This window comes from Paenibacillus sp. 10L310, assembly GCF_056395745.1.
In genome coordinates this window covers 889,208-913,250 of sequence record NZ_JBFTKC010000001.1, presented here as the reverse complement: position 1 = coordinate 913,250, position 24,043 = coordinate 889,208, and the positions used below count along the sequence as shown (strand labels likewise).

Below are 24,043 nucleotides of genomic sequence, written 5' to 3'. Positions count from 1 at the left end.
CTCCATCAGTTGTTTACATTTCGGCTCGTATGAGGGGCCAGCTTCTGCTCCCACTCCTCACGGAGCATCCCCATACGAATTGAATCATAGTACTGCCCGCGAACGATACGACACTTCCGCATTCGCCCCTCCACCTGTAATCCGGCTTTCACAGCCGCACGCATCATACGTTCATTACCAGACCAAGTAGTCAATCCAACCCGAACCAAAGGCATCTGTTCGAACAAATGACTTGACCACATGACAAGTGAGCGTGTGCCAACCCCGCGTCCCCACTGGACAGATCTGTATATTACAATCCCCATTTCCAGCCACATGGATAACTCATCTTCTATGTAATAGCTGATTGTACCCACAATTTGTCTGTCGGATTCAATAATACGGATTGATACGGGTTTGGAATCGCCTGGACCTACTTCCATACGTTTGAGCATACCTTGTTCAAAACTTTCATAGCTTTCGTGTTTAAGTGGGTAATAGGGTGCATCCCATTGCTTCCATTCAGGTACATCATCACTGTAGATCAATTCGTAGAGTTCTTTCAGATCCTGTTTCTCCACACACCTGAGTACAAGTTCACCATCAACGATTGGCAGTTCTTTCATACGATGAAAAGCACCCTCTTCCATATTAAGAACGATGAAGTTCTTCGATACTTCCGTCCGCATTGGCAAGAATGACTGTACTAGCCATATCCACAAATAGTCCGTTATCAACAACACCTGGTAACATGTTCAATTGAACATTAAGGTCCGCAGCGTGATCAATCGCCTCCAAGTGGCAATCTGCTATCAGGTTTCCGTTGTCTGTCAGATAACGTTGCTGTCCATCCATCCGCCACTGTGGTTGACACCCCAATTTTTCGAGCGCCTGGAAGGTCCACTCAGAAGCAAATGGAACCACCTCAACTGGAAGCGGGAATTTCCCCAACTTTTGCACGGCTTTGCTGCCATCCGCTACAATAATCAATTTGTCACTATTGGCCGCCACGATTTTCTCACGCAAAAGAGCCCCGCCCCCCCCTTTAATCAGGTTAAATTCGGGATCAACTTCATCAGCACCATCAATGGTCAGATCCAGACGTCCAATCTGGTCAAATGGGACGATGGGAATCCCCCATTCACGGGCAAGCTTGTCTGAAGCCTCTGAAGTGGCAACCGCTTGAATGTTCAATCCATCACGTACCCGCTCACCGATCCGGCAGATGGCATAATAAGCTGTTGAACCTGTTCCCAATCCAACCTTCATTCCATCTTCAACATATTCTGCCGCACGCTCTGCTGCTATCTGTTTAAGATTCATCTATAAACCCCCGCTGCTCATAATTTGAGAAATGCATATGTAGTTATTATAGATAAAACCGCTTCCGATGTATATCCGTGCCTTCTGTTGCATCTTTGCCATCATATTTTTGTTTTGTTGAAGGATGTATTTTTACCCACCATGTTATAGAATACAGAATGAAGCTAAAAAATGGGAAATTTTAAAATAAACAGTTCTAAATACCTATAAACCATCTGATATGTCCATAAATACGTAAAATATTAAAAAAAATTTAACGATACTATTCAATTTAACGACATTTTATACGACATATTAATTATAGATGTGTTTTAATAATTAGACACCTATGGTTCATACGGTACATAAGTCTCTACGAAAGCGACTGATAAACCAAGACCATGGTCGCATAAATTTCCTTTGGAGGGGATCACGGAATGATCTAGTTCACTGTACCAATGCAACCCTAAAGTTTCTTAATTTAAAGAAGATCAGGAGTGGAATTTAGTGAAATCATTAAGTTGGAAAAGCATGTCGTTTTTCTCCAAAAATTTGTTACTCTCATTTACTAATATCGTTATCATCGGGGTAGCACTTATCGCAAGCAGTTACTATTTTCAAAAAACAGTTCTTGTTGAACAGCTGCATGGACAGGTGGAACAAATCACCAAAAAGTGGGCTGAAGATATCAATCCTACCGAGGTACAAGCTGCTATTGCGGAAGGTAGCTATGATGGAGCAACACAAACGAAATTACGAGCGTATTTCGATGAGATGCAACAATATTATCCTAACATTGCACAAGCCTACATCTTCGGTGTTGAGCTCGGTGGCGATAACAAGAGATTAACTTCCCTTGTAGCGATGCCAACCAACCTAAGAGAGGCTTTTCAAAGTGAGAACGTAAATATTGGTGACATGTATGAGCAGCCGGTCGTTGTAGCCAATGCACTGAAAGAAATGCTTAATACGGATCGCCCAACATTCACAACATTTTATTCCGATGATTTCGGAACATGGACAACCATTGCATATCCAATCAAAGACAGCAACGGAAAGATTTTCTCATATTTTGCCGTTGATGCAGATGCATCAGCCGTACCCGCGGGACTAAACTCCTTGCTCAAAAACGGAATTATCATCCTTGTGGCCTTCTTGCTATTATTCCTGATTATCCAATACCTTGTAGTTAAAAACACTCTTTCCCCTATCCGTCACTTGATCAAAGGAATTGATGACGTAAGTCGGGGTAATTTGAATGTCAACATTCCGACAGGCAAAGACGATCTGGGACTCGTTAACGAGAAGTTCAACACCATGGTTCGCAAAATCAACGATACTATCGTTAAAGTGCAAATCACATCACAAGAAGTAAATCAGTCTGCCAAAGAGCTATATGAAGTTTCCGAGCGCAACAGTGAGAATGCAGATTCTATCAATAATAATGTGACTCAAATCACTTCCAACATTCGTTCACAGGAACAGGCAACCCGGGATAGTGCACGTGCCATGTCCGAGATGGCTACCGTAATCCAGACGATTGCCAGCAGCTCGGCAAGTGTAGCGGATGAAGCCTATGAGATGGAACGTCGTTCGCAACAAGGTAACAGCGTTGTACGTCAGGTATCTGAACAGATGAATCTGATTACGGAATCGGTTAAGAATACCGCTTCTGCCATTGAGGTTCTGGAGAGTCGTTCACAGGAAATCGGCGATATTCTCAATATCATCTCGGGTATCTCCAGCCAGACCAACTTGCTTGCTCTTAATGCTTCCATTGAAGCAGCTCGTGTTGGTGAAGAAGGAAGAGGATTTGCAGTTGTTGCAGGTGAAGTACGCAAACTTGCCGAGCAGTCTGAACAAGCAACCAGCCAGGTTGGCGTATTGATCCAAGAGATTCAAGCTGGAATTAAACAAGCTGTACGTGCAATGGAACAAGGTACGTCAGAAGTAGATACAGGACTCAGCGTAGCCGATCAAACAGGACAATTGTTCGAAGATATTTTAGAAGCAGCGAAAAAAGTATCTAATCAGATTCAGGAAGTATCAAGCGCGACGGAAGAAATCTCTGCGAGTACGGAGGAAATGACCGCTACAGCAGACGACTTGTCTTCAAGCGTAAGTAAGACAGCAAACAGCAGTGAACAAATTTCCTCATCTGTTGATGAGCAAAAAGCATCTTTGATTACACTGGTAGACTCCTCCACACGCCTTAACAGCATGTCTGAGGAACTCCAAGAATTGATCTCTCATTTCAATGTAAGCAAACAATAATTCAAATCCACAAACATTCGGTTTGAACCAAGGAGGAATAACTGAAGTGATTGAAAACCAACCATCTTCTTCCCATTCCATGGAATCTAGTTTGCCAGTTCTGCAGATTCCACTGGATTTTGGGCGACGTCAACAATCATTCTCTTATCAGTCTGCTCAAATCACATTACATGCTTCTCTGAGCCGTGAACTTAAACAGAAGTATGGAGAACAGATGGTGTACCCGGTACTCCTCTCAGCTTATGCAGCCTTGTTATTCCGATTGTCAGCTGAACAGGAACTTGCCATAGGTATACTTTCCCCCGATCAGGCAGCTTCCTATCTTTCATTGCAGATTCAGGGGAAATTAACCTTCAGCCAACTATGTCATCAGGTTTCAGAGCAGCTCAAGATTGAATACACGTTGCAAAACGGTGGATACCCTGAATCGTTTTTTATGCTGAATAGTGTACAGTTGCCTCAAGCTCCTCAAATATTAAACTGGAACGTTCGAGATGATCAGAACATGCTCATCCTCGATCTGTTCTATGATAGTTCACTGTTAAAAGAGTCTACGGTGCTGAGATATGCAGAATATTATCAGACTCTTCTACTCGCCCTTGTGCGTGACGGTGAGAAAGCAATCGGTACGGTAGATATTCTTTCCGCCTCAGATCGATTGCTTTACCGTGAAATGAATGATACTTCTGTTCTCGAACCAGAGAATCAAACGGTTCATGGCTGGTTCGAAGCAACGGCAGCGGCATATCCAGATTTACCAGCGATAACATCTCCATCCAAAAGTTATACGTACAGGGAATTGAATGAACGAGCTAATCAAGTTGCACGTGTTCTGTTATCCAATGGATTGCAGAAAGGTGAATTCGTCAGTATCTTTATGGATCGAAGTCTGGAGACGATCATCTCCCTGCTTGGTATTCTGAAGGCAGGTGGTGCATATGTTCCGATCGATCCTGAGCATCCACAAGAACGTAACAGTTATATCGTGGAAGATACGGCGTCCTCCTTCGTGCTGACAACGGAAGCTTCTTATGCCCAAGCTTCCAGCTTGTTCTCCAGTATAGCTACGGTCCGTCAGATTCTCTCTGTGGATGGTCGTTTAGCCGGATTTGCAGCAAGTAACCCCAATCTAGATATTCAGCCGGATGATCTTGCGTATATTATCTACACGTCAGGGTCGACCGGCAAACCCAAAGGTGCACTGATTGCCCACCGGGGTGTAATCAATCTTGGCAGTGTGGTTCAGCGTGATTGTGACATTCAACCAGGTGATGTATTAACTCAGTTTGCTACATACAGCTTTGATGCATCCGTGTGGGATACCATTGGCGCCTTGTTCTATGGAGCAGAATTATATCTGTTGTCTGCGGAAGAACGTGTATCCGTTGAAGAATTCGCAAGTGCAATTGAACGGACAGGAACAACCATCATTACGATACTGCCTACGATTTTCTTCAATCAGCTTGCTTCCTACTTATCCGATGAAGGTTTCCACAAGCTGGCCAAAGTCAGAATCATTACTGTAGCCGGAGAAGCGTTATATGGTGAACAGGTTCGTGCCTTCCAGCGCAAATTTGGAAACCAGATTGATATTGTTAATGTGTACGGACCTACCGAATGTACAGTAGCCACAACTACTCACCGCATCAGTGAGCAGGTTCCTGAACATGTGGTGAACATCCCTATCGGTAAACCGATTCATAACTACAAAGTATACATTGTAAATGAAGAACAACAGCTCTGTCCGGCAGGTGTACCTGGTGAGGTATATATTGCTACCCCTGCATTGGCCAAAGGTTATCTGAATCAGCCAGAACGTACAGCGCAAGCATTCATTGAGAACCCGTTTGCGATAGGTGAGAAAATCTACAAGTCTGGCGATATTGCCAAATTGCTGGATACTGGGTTGCTCGAATATGTTGGTCGCAGTGACTCACAGCTAAAAATTCGCGGTCACCGGATTGAGATCGGGGAGATTGAAGATCACTTTGCACGGCTTGATCAGATCCAGAACGTTGCCGTCATTCCGAAAAAAGAATCCGATGGACAAAATATGCTGGTTGGCTACTTTACATCGAAAGATGGCAGTACCCTCTCTGTTTCGGACATCAAGGCAGAACTGACGGAGAAACTTCCTTCTTATTTTGTACCAAAGTGGATCTGTCAGCTGGATGAAATGCCGATTGCACCAACTGGAAAAATCAATCGCAAAGCGATGGTATCCCTGCCTCATGTGGAACGACATGAAGATCGCCCTGACCGGGTCATGCCTGAGACGGAGACGGAATCCATTATCTTGGACGCATGGAAAGAAATCCTTCAGCACGATGACTTCGGTGTCGAAGACAGCTTCTTCAATATCGGTGGGGATTCACTCCGGGTCATTCATGTACTGGTCATTCTGAAGCCACATTATCCGCAACTGAACATTGCCGACTTCTTTGCCGAGAAAACAGTCCGTGCTCTCGCTCGTCGTGTGGAAGTATTGTCTCTCAGTGCAGCAGTAGTTACGGATTCAGTGGTGACTGATGGCATGATTACACAATTATCCGAACACCCTGTGGAGCTAACATCCCAGTTGGGGTACCCGCTCATTCGTGAACCTGAGCATGTGTTACTGACTGGAGCAACAGGTTATCTGGGCTCTCATGTGCTGCAACAGTTAATTCTGAATTCCAGTACACGAATCTACACCCTTGTTCGTCGACCTTCCAATGGAATAACTGCAATGGAACGTTTGACTAACGTGCTGGAAGGATATTTCGGCAAACAACTGACTGACCATCTCTCCACTCGTGTGGAGATTATTGAAGGGGATCTCGAACAACCTCATCTCGGCCTGTCAGCTGAACAAAGGGCTTATGTTCAGGATCGAATTGACCGTGTCATCCACTGCGCTGCAGACGTCCGTCATTTCGGCGATGCCGATCAGTTCGCCAAAACAAATGTGGAAGGAACGGTCGCATTGCTAGACTTGATTCGCAGCAAACCAGGTGCTTCCTTCCACCATGTATCCACAATGGGTATTCCGGAAGATCTGGCACTCAGCGGACAATGGGAATCTTCCCTGCAATATGATCGGTTCCCGGCTGACTTGCATGTGGACAACCTGTATTCGGACAGCAAGCTTGAAGCCGAGAAAGTGCTCATGATTGCCGCCGAGAAAGGTGTGCCTGTCAGCATCTATCGTGCAGGTAATCTCACTTGTCACTCCGAAACTGGACGCTTCCAGTCCAATATTGATAGCAACGCCTTTTATCGTATGATCAAAGCAATGTTATTGCTCGGCAAGGCTCCTGCGGCTGACTGGATGGTTGATTTTACACCGATAAACTATGCAAGTGAAGCTATCGTTCATCTGGCCTTACGTCAGGATACCGCCGGTCGTGTATTCCACATCTGTAATCCGGAGCCCATCCGTTATGATGAGCTGATCCGTTCTGTGAATCGGGCTGGTTACGAAGTCGAAACGCTACCTTTCGCCGATTACACACGTTGGTTGTTCGATGCGAGCATCAGCAAAGAGCCGGAAGCTCTTCAGTTGGCTATTGCACAGCTTGAAGGCGACGGTGCGAAGGATTCAGCATATGTCTATGCTTGCCCTGTGACAACGGCTTATGTGGAACCTGCTGGCATCTCATGTGCAAAAACAGATGATCGCTTCATCTCCGCCATGTTAGACTACGCCGTTCAGATTGGATATTTCCCGTCTGCAATCCGGCGCCATAACGGCACTTCTACAGCAATGGAGTAAAGTTCTTTATTTTCAACACTTCGTACATTAGCAATAATCATAAATAACAAAAATGAAAACAAAGAAGCCACCTTCTCGTCAGTAAATGACGATGAAAGTGGCTTCTTTTCTTCGCATTTTCGGATCATTTTTTAGACCCATCGGATAATTGCAATGATGGCAAGATGAGCTGGATAGAAATAACGCCAGACCCAACGTGGCCCCTTCATACGGAATCCCGCCTGGTAATACTGAGCAATAGCAATGCCGGCGGTTGCCAGCACACTATACATTTGCACAGAGCTGTTATGCAGCAGAAGATACAGTGCATTTAACAAGACATGTGCCACGACAAGTACAGGACCCTGGAAATAACGGAATAACAGAACCAATAACAACCCGTACATCCCGTAATCCATTTGGCTAATTTCCATGAACCACCCTGCTCCAATTACAATCGGAATCCCTAGTAGTTTGGATGGCAATTTATCGATAACGAATAATACCAACAGGGCTGACCACAATGTCCACACCACGTTCAGAGAATAATGATTAAACGCAGCCATGAACGGCACCTGTGATATGATCGCAATCCAGAACAGCCGCCATATGTATTTTTGTACGTCTCGTGTATGTTTATAACCGATATACACTGCAAAAGCATAGATTGGAAAAGCGATACGACCTATGATCCTCAACTCTATAATATGTGGAAAAAAGACAGCCCCTATATGATCAATTAACATCGTGATCATGGCAATCCACTGCATCATGTTGCGACTCCCCCTCCCTTGTTGCCGACGACACAAGTGTGCCATTCATTCATATAGTCCATCTTTTGGAGCAAACTCTTATACATTAAGTTCATAATACATGAATTTGGTATCCTGTGCATATCCTTCGGATTCATATAAAGCTTGCGCTCGTTTGTTACTTAACTCAGTTGAGAGTGATATACGAAGAACTCCTCGCTCAGATGCCAATTGCTTGGCTGCTTGCAAGAGCTTCCTAGCAATGCCTTGCTGACGATAATCCGGATGCACATATAGATCATTAAGCACCCAGACAGGCCCCATCGATACCGAACTAAAACTGGGATATAGCTGAACGAATCCAGTACAAACTAAGCCTTTCGAGAGTGACATAACGTTACTTTCATCTGTCCCATGATCACTTTCCGCATCTGTTTCTGCTACCAAAATCACCGATTCATGGCCTTCCATTCGTTCTCTAATATACTGACGTGCTGCCTCAATATCAGCATTTTGGTTGTAGAACATCCTGTACTCATTGAACAAACGTCCCACTTCGTTACTATCAAGAAGACCCGCTTGTCTGATTCGGTGCTGCATTTCACTCAACTCCTCTGGGATGGAGAGCATCGTCTCCTCCTTTGTATTTCTTTCAATTGTAAAACAGTCCTTTCCTTTTCCCCATTCATCATCTGCATCAAAGTTTGTAGTATCTTGAGCAGTGAGATGACGTTCGTTCATGCGCGCTTCCAGATTGCATCCTGCTTATCTAGTCCATGCCCATTCTGCACGTTTTGTTATATTTACTTCGTATTGGTAAAAATAAAAAGGCGACCAAAGCATCCACTGCTCCGTCGCCGTAATTATTCAGTTCGATTCAGCATTCTGCTGTTCCTGACCAGGATCAGCATCGGGGAAAATGACACCTTTCTTCAAAATAAGATTGGCATATTGCGCTCGCTCACCAGTTGCAACAATCACATAGGCATTCGAAGCACGTTTATAAAAATCAAATCGCTCTTCATGATCAAAAGCATCCGTGATGCCTTCATATTCTTCAATCAACCGGCGGTAGTCTTCCCATATGATCGGGATCACCTGATCCCCTTTCACAACCTGCATGACAGCAGCGGGACGCTCAGCATAGGTATCCAGTGGATATAATTGCAGGATGGCATCCAACAGTTCAACAACTCCCAGTGCATCACAACGTACTAGTCGCTTGGCATGACTGGCTGCGGGGAAATTGCCATCCGCCAGAACCAACTCGTCTCCATGACCCATTTCGGACATGATTTTGAGTAACTCTGGAGGTATTATTGCGGGTATATTCTTTAGCATACACAGCTCTCCTTGTTCATCTCCAACATCAGTTAGAGCAAATTGGTTTTCTCCATTCTTCAAGCACGCTAGACATCGATTCTATAAAAGCGGTTTCATCCCTATTCTAACAGTATTTTCGGATCATTGCACAGCGCACACGTAAGTTCGATATGAGAATATTTCATTTTGACAAAAATACTTGTTTGACATATAGTTGTTGTAACAACTAATTAATTGGGACATTTTATTATGGAAGCGAGGTCTAGCAATCACATGGACTATACACTGGAACAATCTGTTGGATTCATGCTGGGTTTCACACACCGTAAAGCAGTAGCTTTACTTGCGACGCGATTCAAACCTTATGATATTACGACAGAGCAATTTTCTGTTCTCTTTAATGTTGACCGCGGCGAAGGTGTGAATCAGAAGGAGCTCGCTGCACGTGTCTTCAAAGACCAACCCACCACTGCGCGGATTATTGATCTGCTTGAGAAAAAAGGCTGGGTAGAACGCCGGACCAGCGAACAGGATCGCAGAGCCTATCTGTTATATCTCACCACGGAAGGCAAAGCGTTAATTGATATCCTCGTTCCGATTGAAAGAGAAATGAATAAAGAACTTGCTGAAGGTATATCCGAAGACCAGATGGAAGCATTTAAACATACTCTTTCCCTCATTAACCGCAACTTGTAATGAATCACAACTCAGGGGGAATACATCATCATGAAAGAACAATCTACACAACAAGTTAGACTATGGACTACCGATTTTATACTGCTGATGCTGTGCAACTTCTTGTTGTTCTTGCAGCTACACATGATTGTCTCTCCGCTTCCGTCCTACGTTCAGGAGCGATTTCACGCCAATGCATTTGAAGTAAGTTTATTCACCTGTCTGTTTGCACTAAGTGCCATAGCAGCCCGTCTCTATTCCGCGAAAGCACTGGAGAAGGGTCTTCGTAACGCCATGATCTATATAGGCCTGTCCGTAGCCCTGCTGGCAACGCTCGGCTATTATTTTGCTGCAGGCATAGCTGTGCTCTTGTTGCTCAGAATGTTGTTTGGTATCGGGTTTGGTATGAGCAGTACCGCTTTTCCAACGATGGCCTCGGACATTGTGCCCGTCAAACGAATGGGTGAAGGTATGGGTTACTTTGGTCTATCGACTAGCCTGGCTATGTCTATGGGTCCAATCATTGGGGTCACTCTGCTCCAGGGTGCAGGTTTTGTAACCCTGATGTTATGTACTGCGGGTGTGCTCGCTGTGATCTATCCACTGAGTTATTCGCTGACACGCAAAAAAGCAGTCAGAACCGATAACAGTACAACCATCATGCCACAAGCCACAACAAGTGCTTCAGGGTCCAACCCAAAACAGAAGACACCTTTCAACCGCAAGCTGATTCTGCCCAGTGTGCTGAATTGCCTATTATCCATCACCTATGGTGGGCTTGTCGGATTCATCGTTTTGTATGGTAAGGAAGCCAATCTGGCCAATCCTGCGCTATTCTTTTTGTTCAATGCACTCGCCGTGTTATTGGTTAGACCATTTGCAGGACGGATCTATGACAATAAAGGTCCAAAAGCACTGCTCATTCCAGGGGCAATATTCGTTGCTGCTGGCCTCATTCTGCTCTCGTATGCAACCTCCATGTCCCTCCTGTTCATTGCTGCCTTTGTCTACGGAATCGGTTATGGTTCCATGCAGTCGTCTCTCCAGACCTGGATGATTCAAGTTGTATCTCCTACTCAACGGGGTATGGCTAATGGTATGTTTTTAAACTCGCTGGATCTGGGTATCGCGACCGGTGCCCTTCTTCTTGGTGCCATTGCGGCCATAACCAGTTATACCGATATGTATCGTTATTCCGTGATGTTTATGATTCTGTTCTTGCTTATATATCTGATTCAGGGAAAACGAAGCGGTAGCTTCTCCATTGAACCTCATGCTCTGCTCGCTCATACTCATATCACTGCAACGGAGCCACCTCAAGATCAATCCAAGAATTCAGAATCTGAAGCCGGCAACACCGAAACTAGCCAGTCAAATAAAAGCAAACACGAATGATTGGTTAAAGTCATTCTGCTCATAGAAACGAGAAACGCGTTTACACCGAGAAAGCAAATTCATCCGCTTTCTTAGGCGTAAACGCGTTTTTTTTGGAACAAATCTGAATGTTAAACTTAAGACAGCATCGAAATGAACGCAGCATACAGCACCGTCTATCTAAAATGGACTTTTCTTGCGACCTATGGGAGCATAGCTTCTACTCGTCTCGATCACATCCATAGATGTTTCATCCTGTTTCTGCTTGCTTCCTGAAGTAGGTTGATCTCCCTTATCCGGTTTAACTGCAAATAAGGTGAGCAATCCGCCCACGGCGCCAGACGCGGCGAGCACACCAAAAAGCAGGAAATGATGAGAACCGATCAACAAAGAAACGACAGGTGGACCGAGAGATACCCCAATGAATCGCATGCTGCTGAATAGAGCCGTGATTGTGCCCCGCTGTTTTTTGTCCACGCCTTCTGTAATCAAGGCATCCAGACATGGTAACGTTGCACCTATTCCGGCACTTCCCAATGTGAAAAGACCTACTACAACATAGATATTATCGAATAAACCTATAACGCCAAGGGATACCGTCAGAAGCGCAAGTCCTGCAAAGCCAAGCCATTTCATTCGCGTTTTGTTCTTGCCAATCCACTTCCCTGCCAGGAAAGAAGACAGACATAACGCTGCCAGCGGAATCGCAAGGACAAGTCCTTTAAGTACACCTTTCAGGGCAAATTCGCTCTCCAACGTCTCGGATAGATAATATAACACACCAAAGATGACAAACATGCAAATACCACCGATTGTAAACAACGCATACAACCAGCGTCCCTTTTCTTTTAATACGTCACGAATGGATGCTACAAATTCAGGAAAGGTGGGAGGCTTTTCTTTTTTCCGGGGAGTCTTCACCAGGAAAATAACAAGGACCAGCGAAAGCACACAAAGGATAGGAATAGCCATGAATGGCGCATACCACAACCAGACTGCCAGCGCTGCACCCAGAATCGGACTTATGACTTTACCAAACGTATTCGAGGTCTCAATGATACCCAGGCTTTTGCTTACTTCATTCTCATCATTAAACATGTCCCCAACCAACGGGATAACAATAGGAAATGCGCCAGCAGCACCTATTCCCTGCAATAACCTGCCACCCAGAATGGTCCAGTAGGCTATGTTTCCGTTCAGCATCCATGCTGCCACACCAGCGACAGCACCTCCGACGGCTGCAATAACGAGGCTGGGAATGATAACTGCTTTTCTGCCAAAACGATCCGACAAGTACCCTGCAAGAGGAATAAGCAGGATGGCAACCACAGCGTAGACTGTAATGAGCATACTGACCTTAAATGCAGATACCTTCAACTCACGTTCAATCTGTGGCAGGATCGGTATTAGCATGGAATTACCCAAGGTCATAATTAAAGGGATGGAAGCAAGTGCGACGAGGTCCCACTTTTTATCGTTCATACCACAACCACCTTTACAGATTCTACACACAACAGCATTATTGTGCTTGTTTCGGAGGTTGATTATTCAGGACATGCTACAACTACAACAATCTAAAGTGCCGTAACGCTGCTCCACCTTTGAAGACAATATATAGCGCATTCACCTTATGTGGCGCCTCAAGCAAACACTGAACTGTTGTCCACTTGATATCTTTCCCATTCACACTGCCTCCAGGTCCAGAAACTTCACACACACCGAGCAGTTCGCCCTCCAGTCCTTCGGAACGAATCTCCAGTCTGCCCTCTTCCCCAAAAGCTGCCACTCTGGCTTCAAATCCTTGTACTTCTTGAACAGCATTATGGTTGAAAGCGATCCAAGACGACTGCTCCTCTCGATATAAAGGTTCCTCCGGAGTGATTGCCCGAATTGCCGAACGTCCTTCCAGACATTCATCCAGTAGAACACCTGCACAAGCATCGTAATTCTCGGCAAAGGTAAGCAAGTGCAGCGGGCGATCAGGAATCGTCTCACCTTCAATTTTAATATCAGCCGACTGACGTATACCTGCGGAAGAACGCCCTGCCAGGATGGCCCAGGTCGCTGTCTCCAGGCAGTATCGATCTCGGGTAACATCCCATAGCGCAAGCTTCTGAACAGGAACCTCGAAACTTATCGTAACACGCGTCCCTGCTTTGACATGAACACGACGGAAAGCAAGCAGTTGCTTCTGAGCACGTTTCACTCGGGAGGTATATGAAGATCCATAGATCTGAACAACTTCATCACTGTCACGTTCACCCTTATTGTGTACCTCCACCTCAATCTTCAATTGATCTGTGGTGGTGGATTCCCCCGAAGCACTGCGACTTACACGAATCGCTTCGTATTCGAATTCGGAATACGTCAGGCCATGACCAAATGCATATTGAACCGGTCCTTCATGATACATATAAGTCATGCCATTCTGAATGATGTCATAATCCATCATGTCAGGAAGCTGTGATTCGTCTTCATACCATGTCATGTTTAATCTGCCTGCAGGGGCATAATGACCTAACAGCACATCTGCAAGCGCGTTCCCCAATTCCTGACCTGCATGTGTCATATAAACGATTGCGCGGGCAATACCTTTCAACTCCTGCAAGGCAAATGGATAACTGCCCATAATGACAACCACTGTATTGGGATTGGCTTCACACACGGCTTTGACAAACTCGACCTGACTCGGCGGAAGCAGCAGACTTGGGCGGTCAATTTCTTCTTTGCCGTTGATATATGGGCTGTTGCCAACAACAACGACAGATGCCTGACTGCCACGTGCAGCTTCTACGGCTTGTTGTATTCCGCTGGTCACAATATCAATATTGAATGCAGAAGGTCTCTGTGTATTACCTGGTGATTGAATTGCGTGTCCAGAGGCACTCACATTACCCTGAGTTGTACCTGTAGCTGTAGTTTTTTCTCCTTGTGGCCGGAGTGGTGATACAGCAGACTGTCCCTGATATTCGCTCAGTCCGACAGGGATACCGTTCCACGTCCGCAAGGTGTTACTTCCATCCGTTAGAGGATCTATACGAACAACTTCCTTCACAAACCAGCCACCAATCTCCGGTGCGTTTGCCTGATATATGCCTTGCTCGGTTAAACTAACGTATCGATTATTGTTTACACTTCTCAGCGTATGACTTCCCCAACCCCAATCCTGATGTTCAAATTCGGCGGCAGTAGGTGCACTGACTTCCGGTATAGCGACGAGTGTACCTTCCACACCCAAGGTTATAACCTGACCGTTTGTTGTCTTCAGCTGAATACGGTCATTCCCATCCACATAGGTCACGTCTGCTTCAGGTAGGCGATTGCGCAATCCATCTAGGACGGATACTCGATAAGGCAATGTGCCACTGTACCAATCGGTATAGACAACATCCGCAAGTGGCCCAATCACACTGATTTTCTGCAACGCTTCTGGCTGCAACGGAAGTAATCCATCATTTTGGAGCAAAACAATCGATTCGGCAGCGGCACGATAACTAAGTTTGGCATGTTCCGGTGCACATAATACCGACTCGGGAATAGACGCATATGGATTGAGCCCGGACTGATCGAGTTGTCCAAGTCGCATTCGCACACCAAAGATGTTGCGGATCGCTCTGTCCAAATCAGCTATTTTCAACAGATTCTGGTCAAGAGCCTCCTCCAGAGCAGATACAACAAGATCAACTTCATCTGTAAGACAATCCACTCCTGCCTTCAACGCACCTGCTGCTGATTCGGTATGACTGGTATGATAACCATGATAATTCACAGTCTGTGACAGGTCTCCACCATCACATACAATGAAACCTGGCATCGCCCACTCACCCTTAACCACATCATTCACATATGGACTTTCAATGGCAGGTGTACCATTGATGGAATTGTAAGCTGTCATCATGGACAAGGCTCCACCTTCCACAAATGGTGTCTCAAATGCTTTCAAATAATATTCCCGCAGATTGCGCGGATCAATGCTGGATGAACAATTCAGCCGATCTTTCTCATTATTATTGGCAAAAAAATGTTTCAAGGTCGCGACCATTTTCAGATAAAAAGGATCATTTCCCTGCATACCTTTGACGAGAGCTGCCGACATTTCTCCCGTGAGGACCGGGTCCTCGCCATATCCCTCTTCTGTTCTACCCCAGCGTGGGTCACGTTCCAGATCAACCGTTGGTGCCCACAAAGTTAGCCCGTGAACTTCAGGATCACGGTGATGATATGCCCTAGCTTCATCGCCAATGACTGAACCAATCTCCCGCATAAGTCTCGTATTCCAGGTACTCGATAGACCGAGAGGTTGCGGAAATACCGTCGCCTCCCCTTTCCATGCAACCCCGTGGGCAGCTTCGCCCCCAACGTTGTAGGCTGGAATGCCCAGTCTTGGTACAGCTGCTTCGCGTGTAGGAATTAGTCTGATCTTCTCCTCCGTTGTCAACCGTGCAATCAGGTCATCCAACCTTTCCTCAAGTGAAAGTGACGTATCCCACATCGGGTATTGATGATACTCCTTCATCCTTCATTCCCCCTGCGAATTAGTTAAGTCCAAGTTGCTTCCATTGCTCCAGTAAATCCAGCGTGCGCTGGTGATACTTCTGACCATCTTCAGGTTGATTGACCTGATGTTCATGAACGTAGGCATTAAAATACGAAGACAGTATTCGATAGGCAAGCCTGCGTGCCTGTCCTTCAGCGGATGAGTCCAGTGGACGATCATATCCTTCATGAAAAGCCGCTGATTCTGACGACAATATGGCTTCAAACTCCCTGTCGGCAAACATGGAACGATCTCCGTCAATGATGGCCGCAATGTTCAGCTCACCGTTTTCCTGATGAACAAGTACATTTGCTTCCCACAGGTCATTATGAACGAGTACCGGACGGGTCACTTGATCAAATAAGTCTTTATTTTTGATGAAAATAGCAGCGATATCTTCTCCCACACCTGACATATAATCGACTTGTGCCGCTTTAAGTGCCGTTTCTTCTGCAAAAGAGTGCAACACCTCGGACCATTGATCCGAGCCTCTAATCGTCCCATCACCCTGCGGCCACCCAAACGATGCCCCCTCGATCTGATGCATGATGGCGGTATAGACGCCAAGCTGATGATACAATCGCTCTTTGTCTATGTCTGAAATTGATGCGTGATCCAGCTGCTTACTAGGGATAAATTCCATAAACATGTACGTTCTTGGAATGATTGATCCGCTGTCATCACAGGCGATAATGTTGGGAGCAGGAATGCCTGCGTTACGGTAATATTCATACACAATCGGTTCAGCCGCCATCATCGTGCGTTCAAAAGAAAAAAGTGGATCAGCCGCAGAACCAGCCTCCATCTCTCCCCGCTCTGGTGCCAAACGTAAAATCACATCCGTATAGGATGTATGTTCAAGGTGAATCCGATACGTTGTATTAAAAAGTCCACCTTGCAGGAGACCAAACTCCTTGACTTTGGTATCGCTTCCAAAATGAATTTCTACCAGTTGATGCAGCATCTCTGCTGATATCGTGCAGTGCAAACCAGAATTCATTGTACTCATTTCATTCAATCTCCTATCATCGTAGACAAACAGACGGCACCTTTCGGCACCGTCCTTTTCTTTTACTATATCATTTTACAGTTGGATTGTAAGCGCGCTTGCGCCTGTTGCTGCTGTAACGACAACACCATTTGCACCAGACACTTGGGAACCACCTTCAACGCTGGATACACTTTCAATACCGCGAAGTACGATGTTCCAAGGTTTGCCCGCACCTTCAGCACGAACATCCAGCACTGATCCATTACGTGTAACGTTAACTGTCAGCTCCTGTTCAGCCGCTTGGTCCACAACAACAGCTTGAGCCGTTTGACCATCAGCCAGTTCGAACAAGTGCAGGGACACATCATTTGCAAAGTCATAATCCGGTTTGCTATCCACCGCACCCACAGCGATCAGACTGTTTGGCTTAATCATCATTGGCAGTGTTTTAAAGTCATGGTTTTCACTGATCCAACGTCCACCTTGTACTTTCGCTCCTGTCAGATAGTTCGTCCAAGTTCCTTCAGGCAGGTAATAACGCACATCACCCTCCTTATTGAAGATTGGAGCCACCAGAATCGAGTCACCAAACATATATTGCGTATCCAGGCTGTATGTTGTTGGGTCCTCTGGGAAGTCCAGCAGCATAGCGCGCATCATCGGAATACCTTTTACCGTTGACTCAACCGCAGAATTGTACAGGTACGGCATCAGGCTGATTTTGAGTTTGGTAAAGTCACGGACAACGTCCACGGATTCCTCGTCAAACAGCCAAGGCACACGATACGAAGTGCTTCCGTGCAGGCGACTGTGTGAAGATAAAAGTCCGAATTGTACCCAGCGTTTGTATACGTCAGGGCTAGCTGTGCTTTCAAAACCACTGATATCATGGCTCCAGAATCCGAAACCGGAAAGTCCGAGCGAGAGGCCACCGCGAAGCGATTCAGCCATAGATTCATACGTGGAAGAGCAGTCACCACCCCAGTGAACCGGGAACTGTTGCCCACCTGCTGTTGCAGAGCGTGCAAACAGGGCAGCTTCGTTTTTGCCAATCTTCTCTTCGAGCAATTCAAATACAGCTTTGTTATAGAGCTGTGTATAATAGTTGTGCATTTTAACCGGATCAGAACCATCGAAGTACACAACATCTGTCGGAATTCTTTCACCAAAGTCAGTCTTGAAGGAATCTACACCTTGATCCAGCAGGACTTCCAGCTTGCTCTTATACCAGTTCACAGCATCCGGATTTGTGAAATCAACCAGAGCCATACCTGCTTGCCACATATCCCATTGCCATACGCTACCATCGGCTGTTTTCACCAGGTAACCGTTCTCCATACCTTCATCGAACAAGTAGGATTTTTCTGCAATATATGGATTGATCCAAGCACAGATTTTAAGGCCCTTCTCTTTCAGACGTGCAAGCATGCCTTCCGGATCCGGGAACATCGCTTCATCCCATACGAAATCAGACCATTGGTATTCCTTCATCCAGAAGCAGTCAAAATGGAATACAGAAAGTGGAAGATCACGTTCAGCCATGCCATCTACGAAATGGTTAACCGTTGCTTCATCATAATCCGTTGTGAATGATGTTGTCAGCCACAGACCAAAAGTCCATGCCGGTGGAAGCGCTGGTTTACCTGTTAATTTCGTATAATTATCAAGTACATCCTTTGGATTGTCACCGCCGATAATGAAGTACTCCAACGTCTCGCCTTCTACGCTGAACTGAACTTTAGATACATTCTCGGATGCAATCTCATACGATACGCGTTCAGGATGGTTTACAAATACGCCATATCCTTTATTGGACAAATAAAACGGAATATTTTTATAGGACTGCTCACTGCTTGTACCGCCGTCCTCATTCCAGGTATCGACGATTTGACCATTCTTAACAAACGGTGTGAAGCGCTCACCGAGTCCGTAAACGTATTCACCAATACCGAGATCAAGCTGCTCGCGGAAGTACGCTTCCTTGCTTGGACCTGTAATATAACCGGCAGCTCTTTGACCGCTACCTGTAATCCGTTTTCCTCCATACAGGAAGCTAATATCCCAACCGTTTGTTTTGTCGATTTGAACTTCCAGGTTGCCACTTTTCAAAACAGCACCTTGTTCATTTTTTGAGATCTCAACGTTGGCTTCTTGTGTGTTAAGCTCAAATACAGGCCCTTTTTTCACTCCGCCTTTATGGTGATTCAAGGTTACACGAATAACGTTAGGCATTGGTGAGCTATACGTTGCTTTCAGCAATGTACCGTTCAACGTGTCGCCTTTGGAACGAATATATTTAGTTGCCGCATATACGGTTACAGAATTATCTTTTTGCACAATATCACGAATGTCAGTCGGGTTTTGAATCTGGTACCCTTCACGAGTCATCCAGAATCCATCAGTAAATTTCATGTTTTCTTTCCCCCTTTGGTTATATTATAATAATATTGATATTAATAACGAATTTCTTCTCTTATTTTGACCAAATATATCACGATTTTGATAATAAACATCCGATTCTTGAACATCACCACCAATCTATGGAAACGATTACATTAATAATGATACAAAAGGAGAATCTGATATGGAACGTGAACGATTACGGGAAGACCGGATTCACGGCAATGCCATGTATCCCGTCAGTGTGTACCCGGATATTCAACAACTGAACGGGGATAGCATTCTGGATTGCCATTGGCATGATGAGATGGAGTTCACCATGGTGACCAAGGGCTGCGCCGTCTTTCAGATTGATATGAACACCGTTGAGGTTCAAGCTGGAGAAGCCATTTTCATCAATCGAGGTGAGATTCATGCGGGGTATCTGAAGGGCGATGTGCCCTGCGTATTCTCTTCCATTGTATTTAATCCCGAACTGCTTGGCAGCCGTACCTTCGATACGGTCCAAGAGAAATTCATCGGTCCACTGGTACGTAAAACGGTGATTCCCCCCAGCCATATCAAGGCAGATGAGGATTGGGGACAAGAAATCTTGGATCACCTGAAACGCATATTTGCAGACCATGCTACCCGAACCGAAACGTGTGAAATGTCAACAAAAGCGTACCTGTACCTCATATTTGCCCGAATGTTCGAACATATGAGACCTGCTCCGCTCAAAGGCACTGTAGCTACAGGCAGTCATGACAAGGTAGAGCGCCTGAAATCCGTGCTCAGTTATATTCACAAACGGTATCCTGAACCATTAAAGCTGAAAGAACTGGCCGATGAGGCCAATATGAGTGAAGGACACTTCTGTCGTTTCTTCAAACAAATGGTGCAGAAAACACCTGTTGATTACATTAACTATTACCGTGTTCAGCAGGCCTGCGTTCAGCTTGAGAATACAGATCACAAAATTGTTGATATCGCCATGGATGTGGGTTTCGAGCATCTAAGCTACTTCATCACTACATTTAAAAAGCATAAAGCCACTACACCTTCACAGTATCGCAAAATGTTCTATGAGAACGTAAGAATGGAGTCTGCCCTGGTTCAGGTGTAAAAGAAGAAGGTGCTCACAGCTATTCAGCTGCAAACACCTTCTTTATCTTCTTTATCAACTTTCCAGCCAATGAATAAGATAACGCTCTGATCTGAGCCACACTGGCTCAGGTAGAACTCATCTCACTCGCTGCTATCAGCCTTACGCTTTGAAGCTTAATATTGGCCTCACTTTTTCAGTGTCTTCCATGAAGTGTACTCATGTACGGAGAAACCGTTAAAGGACGCATGTACTGAAGCCATTTTTTCGACCAATTTTAATTGTGTTTCCATATAAGCAGATCCCTCTTCATAAAAAGTAATGAAGTCACCTTCCTTGCTTTGCTTTGTTTCCACGGCGATTGAGATCGTCTTGCCAAGCAGAGTTGCTTCTGCAAGTTCATCCTTCGCTACACTATAGATTGCAGCAGCTGTATCGCGGTAAGCCATAATGGTGATGGAATCAAACTTGCGAATCATCCAACTGCTTACGGCCATCGTGGAACCCGGAATTTTGTAGTTATCGAGCCAGAAAGGCAGATCAGCCGCTACCGGCATTTTCATCCGTGATGCTCGCTCAACAATGTACTCCACATTGCCTTGCCACTGGGTAATTACACTGGCCTGATTGATTTTCCATTGCGGATGCACATGTGGCTCAATATCCAGATGAATACCAGCAAACTTCTCATTAGGCAACGCCTGCGCCTGATATGCCTCGATCCAGTCCAGGAAAGATGCAATCTGTTCCCGACTTTCCGTCAATCCCCACGCTGATCTTCCATCCATAACGTCAACCGCAATGTTCTTGGCTCTGGCCTGGCGGATAAAACTTTTATACTCAGGAATCTTTATATCCCGGTTCATCTGCAGATAGATCGTATTGATCTTGTTCGCTGTAGCGTAATTTAACACCTCTTGAGGATTACTTCGGATCTGGGTGGTATCCCATACCCAAGTCGCTCTCACTGGCACATCAAGTTCTCCATGAATCGTTGCATAACTGTCGACTGAACCATCCGCTATGGCTTTCGAAGAACAGGCTGTACTCGCACACAAGATCAAACAACTCAGTAATAAGATAAAACGGTAACCCCTTTTGCTTTTCATATTTGTACACTCCCTCTGAAGTTATCAGCTCTGACGTGCAAATCTGGATGAAATTGTGTCGTTTCATATTCATTTAATGGATACTTATTAGGTACGACGAATTTGGATTGCTTTTATATGCAATATCATCTTTAAGACTTACGACGAAAGAATCATATAACTATATTTCGGGAATTCGTAGTTCTGTATGTATAGTTCAAAAGTCACAATTATTTATTATTTTCAAATTCAATCCTTATTCCAGCATGACTTCAGTCATTATTGCCATATGTACACCAAGCTCCAGAAGACCTAGAAAGCGTTTTCTCTCAAAATACACCAAAAAACCGCCCTAAGGCGGCTTTATATGGAACCCTATTTAATGATGTCTAGTCGACATTTCCGTTCATTCATTACCCGATGGAGCTACCGGTGTATTGTCAACCACTTCATCGAAAAGAGACACCAGTTCAATACCTTCTGCCGAGATCCGCACAAGCCCCTTGTCGGACAAACGTAATTCTGGAATCACAACCAGCGCGAGCAACGAAAGCGTCATGAACGCATTATTCAACGTACATCCTGCGGACTGTAAAGCTTCACTGACTGCTGCCGATTGGGCTGCAACGACTTCAAAAGATTCGGTTGACATCAAACCTGCAATCCGTAGCGGGAATTCGGTTACCCCTGCTGCCGTTACCACGGCCACCCCGCCCTGCATACGAATGACGCGATTGCCGGCTTCAGCCATTAATGCATCATCATTACCGATAATCAACAGGTTGTGACTATCATGAGCAACTGTCATCGCAATTGCTGCAGGTGATGTGAAGCCGATGCCTCCAACAAGCGCTACCGCTCGATTCCCGGTTTGTTTGTGACGCTCCAATACCGCAATTTTGCATACTTCCCCTGAAGTTGAAACCACAACCTTGCCGTTCTCTACGGTAACAGGCAGGTGTTTCTCCTTTGTATCCACATGGTTCTCTGTCACATGAATGATTTTGGCACCAATGATCCCCTCTTGAATCGGTGCAGCCAACTCCAAATCTACTGGCTGAATATTAGCTTCTAACTTCACCGTGTTCAGCGCTTCCTCCGGGTACGTGAAACTGTCCCAGACCGCCGTCATTTTCCCGTTCTCAGCTACAACTTGCCCGGCAGCAATCGTCATGCCCACACGTACATCCGCCAACCGGCCGTCCAGCAGAATAATATCAGCTATATTGCCCGGAATAATCGCACCAATGTCGCGCGCAACACCAAAGCGCTCAGCCGTGTTAATGGTTGCCATCTGAAAAGCCGTAACCGGCTTCACCCCTTGGGAGATTGCGAGACGAACAACAAAATCCATATGTCCTTCTTTGAGCAAGGATTCAGAGCTTCGGTCATCGGTCACCAGCATCATCCGGCGTGTATCCAGTCCAAGCTCAGTGCAGGCTTTGATTGTCTCAGCCACATCATGCCATGCTGAACCTTGGCGCATCTTCGCGTACATCCCGAGTCGCAGACGTTCAACCACATCTTCCTTGGTCACACATTCATGATCCCCTGTAACACCACTCGCTGCGTAGGCTGGCAGACGCCAGTCATCTGCAGCCCAGGTGAAATGACCGTCTGCCACTTTACCTGCCCGGAGCGTTGCCTGTATCTCACCGATCATCGTCTCATCCCCATAGACCACTCCAGGGAAGTTCATCACTTCACCAAGACCAATCATGTCCGGACCCCAGGAAAGAGCCTCAGCTACCTCTTCAGGCCCGATATAAGCACCTGTTGTCTCCAATCCTGGATGCGTGGAAGGCACACAGGAAGCCACCTGCATATAAGCTGCCATCGGTGTGGTCCGCGCTTCATCCAGCATCAGTCTCAGACCTTTGAGACCAAGCACGTTAGAGATCTCATGAGGGTCAAAGAAACCTCCGGTCGTGCCTGAAGGCAATACCGCTCTCGCAAACTCGGTTACTTTCATCTGTGTACTTTCGATATGGCAGTGTCCATCCAGCAGACCAGGAGCGATATACTTACCGTTTGCTTCAATAATCCGCGTATGTTCTCCGATAGTGTGGCTTACATCTTTACCGACATAAGCGATTCGAGCTCCCTGTACAGCTATGGACATCTCAGGTAAAATCTCACCCGATATCACGTTTACCAGCGTACCTCCCCGAATGACCAAAGTCGCTGGCAAATCTCCCCGTGCTGTAGCGACCAGATCCGGTACACAATCGGCCATAAGTGGCCGTTCAAAAGATGATTTGTTCATTTTGTTGCCTCCTTTAATAAACGATCCAAAAAAAATATATTGTTACGATTATATGAGTCCGGACTTCATGTGTAAAGAAAAATCACATCCATTGTCCTTGAATACAAATTATCAAGTCATTTTTATCCACGGGACCCAATCCTTACGAATTCACGTTAGGTATTTTTATCAATACGATCACCTATATGGCTGTAACCTCATCACGTATAATTCCCTCGCTAAACTAGCTTCTTCCCGATATATGTATCATATACAGAAAAACTCC

The 24,043-nt window shown here is 45.6% G+C and carries 16 protein-coding genes; 5 read left to right on the top strand and 11 right to left on the bottom strand.

All coding sequences use genetic code 11. The annotated features are described in order from the left end of the window. Positions 1–5: 5 nt before the first annotated feature. Positions 6–605, bottom strand: coding sequence for a GNAT family N-acetyltransferase (locus AC1DE7_RS04385; protein WP_076249980.1), 600 nt, complete (start codon positions 603–605; stop codon positions 6–8). Between the two features lie 25 nt (positions 606–630). Then, positions 631–1,302 carry a ribose-5-phosphate isomerase RpiA gene (rpiA, locus tag AC1DE7_RS04380; protein ID WP_047842431.1) on the bottom strand — a complete coding sequence of 224 codons (672 nt, stop codon included), beginning with the start codon at positions 1,300–1,302 and terminating at the stop codon, positions 631–633. 510 nt (positions 1,303–1,812) lie between these two features. Between rpiA and AC1DE7_RS04375 the strand changes: the two genes are divergently transcribed. Together AC1DE7_RS04375 and AC1DE7_RS04370 are read left to right on the top strand one after the other, a co-directional pair. Next, positions 1,813–3,555 (top strand): methyl-accepting chemotaxis protein, encoded by a 1,743-nt coding sequence (locus tag AC1DE7_RS04375; protein ID WP_477533893.1) that lies wholly within the window; start codon positions 1,813–1,815, stop codon positions 3,553–3,555. Between the two features lie 79 nt (positions 3,556–3,634). Then, on the top strand, positions 3,635–7,309 hold the full coding sequence (locus AC1DE7_RS04370) for a non-ribosomal peptide synthetase family protein (RefSeq protein WP_477533892.1): 3,675 nt from the start codon (positions 3,635–3,637) through the stop codon (positions 7,307–7,309). 131 nt (positions 7,310–7,440) lie between these two features. Here AC1DE7_RS04370 and AC1DE7_RS04365 read toward each other — a convergent pair whose 3' ends face one another. The 3 genes from AC1DE7_RS04365 to AC1DE7_RS04355 form a co-directional block, all read right to left on the bottom strand. Next, positions 7,441–8,061 carry a TraX family protein gene (locus tag AC1DE7_RS04365; protein ID WP_237176010.1) on the bottom strand — a complete coding sequence of 207 codons (621 nt, stop codon included), beginning with the start codon at positions 8,059–8,061 and terminating at the stop codon, positions 7,441–7,443. A 78-nt stretch (positions 8,062–8,139) separates the two neighbouring features. Beyond that, the gene (locus AC1DE7_RS04360; protein WP_477533801.1) at positions 8,140–8,781 is read right to left on the bottom strand and encodes a GNAT family N-acetyltransferase; all 642 of its coding nucleotides are present in this window, start codon (positions 8,779–8,781) and stop codon (positions 8,140–8,142) included. Positions 8,782–8,907: 126 nt separating this feature from the next. After that, positions 8,908–9,381 (bottom strand): RbsD/FucU family protein, encoded by a 474-nt coding sequence (locus tag AC1DE7_RS04355; protein WP_036609525.1) that lies wholly within the window; start codon positions 9,379–9,381, stop codon positions 8,908–8,910. Positions 9,382–9,612: 231 nt separating this feature from the next. Here AC1DE7_RS04355 and AC1DE7_RS04350 point away from each other — a divergent pair, with 231 nt between their 5' ends. After that, positions 9,613–10,059 (top strand): MarR family winged helix-turn-helix transcriptional regulator, encoded by a 447-nt coding sequence (locus AC1DE7_RS04350; RefSeq protein WP_235200756.1) that lies wholly within the window; start codon positions 9,613–9,615, stop codon positions 10,057–10,059. 30 nt (positions 10,060–10,089) lie between these two features. Further along, the gene (locus AC1DE7_RS04345; RefSeq protein WP_477533800.1) at positions 10,090–11,433 is read left to right on the top strand and encodes an MFS transporter; all 1,344 of its coding nucleotides are present in this window, start codon (positions 10,090–10,092) and stop codon (positions 11,431–11,433) included. A gap of 159 nt (positions 11,434–11,592) precedes the next feature. Here AC1DE7_RS04345 and AC1DE7_RS04340 read toward each other — a convergent pair whose 3' ends face one another. The 4 genes from AC1DE7_RS04340 to yicI form a co-directional block, all read right to left on the bottom strand. Then, a complete protein-coding gene (locus AC1DE7_RS04340) occupies positions 11,593–12,894 on the bottom strand; it encodes an MFS transporter (protein ID WP_477533799.1) in 1,302 nt (433 codons plus the stop codon). 82 nt (positions 12,895–12,976) lie between these two features. Next, positions 12,977–15,928, bottom strand: coding sequence for a glycoside hydrolase family 3 C-terminal domain-containing protein (locus AC1DE7_RS04335; RefSeq protein ID WP_477533798.1), 2,952 nt, complete (start codon positions 15,926–15,928; stop codon positions 12,977–12,979). Positions 15,929–15,947: 19 nt separating this feature from the next. Beyond that, on the bottom strand, positions 15,948–16,958 hold the full coding sequence (locus AC1DE7_RS04330) for a phosphotransferase family protein (protein WP_477533797.1): 1,011 nt from the start codon (positions 16,956–16,958) through the stop codon (positions 15,948–15,950). A gap of 75 nt (positions 16,959–17,033) precedes the next feature. Further along, a complete protein-coding gene (gene yicI, locus AC1DE7_RS04325) occupies positions 17,034–19,352 on the bottom strand; it encodes an alpha-xylosidase (protein WP_477533796.1) in 2,319 nt (772 codons plus the stop codon). A 172-nt stretch (positions 19,353–19,524) separates the two neighbouring features. Between yicI and AC1DE7_RS04320 the strand changes: the two genes are divergently transcribed. Next, complete coding sequence (locus tag AC1DE7_RS04320) at positions 19,525–20,445, top strand: helix-turn-helix domain-containing protein (RefSeq protein WP_477533795.1); 921 nt, start codon at positions 19,525–19,527, stop codon at positions 20,443–20,445. A 167-nt stretch (positions 20,446–20,612) separates the two neighbouring features. Here AC1DE7_RS04320 and AC1DE7_RS04315 read toward each other — a convergent pair whose 3' ends face one another. Next, entirely contained in the window at positions 20,613–21,533 is a 921-nt protein-coding gene (locus AC1DE7_RS04315) for a hypothetical protein (protein WP_477533794.1), read from the bottom strand. A 385-nt stretch (positions 21,534–21,918) separates the two neighbouring features. Then, a complete protein-coding gene (locus AC1DE7_RS04310) occupies positions 21,919–23,778 on the bottom strand; it encodes an adenine deaminase (protein WP_477533793.1) in 1,860 nt (619 codons plus the stop codon). Between the last annotated feature and the right edge of the window lie 265 nt (positions 23,779–24,043).

Coding starts and splice junctions, on each gene's coding strand:
- AC1DE7_RS04350 (WP_235200756.1), top strand. CDS start 9,613: ATGGAAGCGAGGTCTAGCAATCACATGGACTATACACTGGAACAATCT.
- rpiA (WP_047842431.1), bottom strand. CDS start 1,302: ATGAATCTTAAACAGATAGCAGCAGAGCGTGCGGCAGAATATGTTGAA.
- yicI (WP_477533796.1), bottom strand. CDS start 19,352: ATGAAATTTACTGATGGATTCTGGATGACTCGTGAAGGGTACCAGATT.
- AC1DE7_RS04355 (WP_036609525.1), bottom strand. CDS start 9,381: ATGCTAAAGAATATACCCGCAATAATACCTCCAGAGTTACTCAAAATC.
- AC1DE7_RS04310 (WP_477533793.1), bottom strand. CDS start 23,778: ATGAACAAATCATCTTTTGAACGGCCACTTATGGCCGATTGTGTACCG.
- AC1DE7_RS04320 (WP_477533795.1), top strand. CDS start 19,525: ATGGAACGTGAACGATTACGGGAAGACCGGATTCACGGCAATGCCATG.
- AC1DE7_RS04360 (WP_477533801.1), bottom strand. CDS start 8,781: ATGAACGAACGTCATCTCACTGCTCAAGATACTACAAACTTTGATGCA.
- AC1DE7_RS04375 (WP_477533893.1), top strand. CDS start 1,813: ATGTCGTTTTTCTCCAAAAATTTGTTACTCTCATTTACTAATATCGTT.
- AC1DE7_RS04365 (WP_237176010.1), bottom strand. CDS start 8,061: ATGATGCAGTGGATTGCCATGATCACGATGTTAATTGATCATATAGGG.
- AC1DE7_RS04345 (WP_477533800.1), top strand. CDS start 10,090: ATGAAAGAACAATCTACACAACAAGTTAGACTATGGACTACCGATTTT.
- AC1DE7_RS04315 (WP_477533794.1), bottom strand. CDS start 21,533: ATGAAAAGCAAAAGGGGTTACCGTTTTATCTTATTACTGAGTTGTTTG.
- AC1DE7_RS04335 (WP_477533798.1), bottom strand. CDS start 15,928: ATGAAGGAGTATCATCAATACCCGATGTGGGATACGTCACTTTCACTT.
- AC1DE7_RS04370 (WP_477533892.1), top strand. CDS start 3,635: ATGGAATCTAGTTTGCCAGTTCTGCAGATTCCACTGGATTTTGGGCGA.
- AC1DE7_RS04385 (WP_076249980.1), bottom strand. CDS start 605: ATGAAAGAACTGCCAATCGTTGATGGTGAACTTGTACTCAGGTGTGTG.
- AC1DE7_RS04330 (WP_477533797.1), bottom strand. CDS start 16,958: ATGAGTACAATGAATTCTGGTTTGCACTGCACGATATCAGCAGAGATG.
- AC1DE7_RS04340 (WP_477533799.1), bottom strand. CDS start 12,894: ATGAACGATAAAAAGTGGGACCTCGTCGCACTTGCTTCCATCCCTTTA.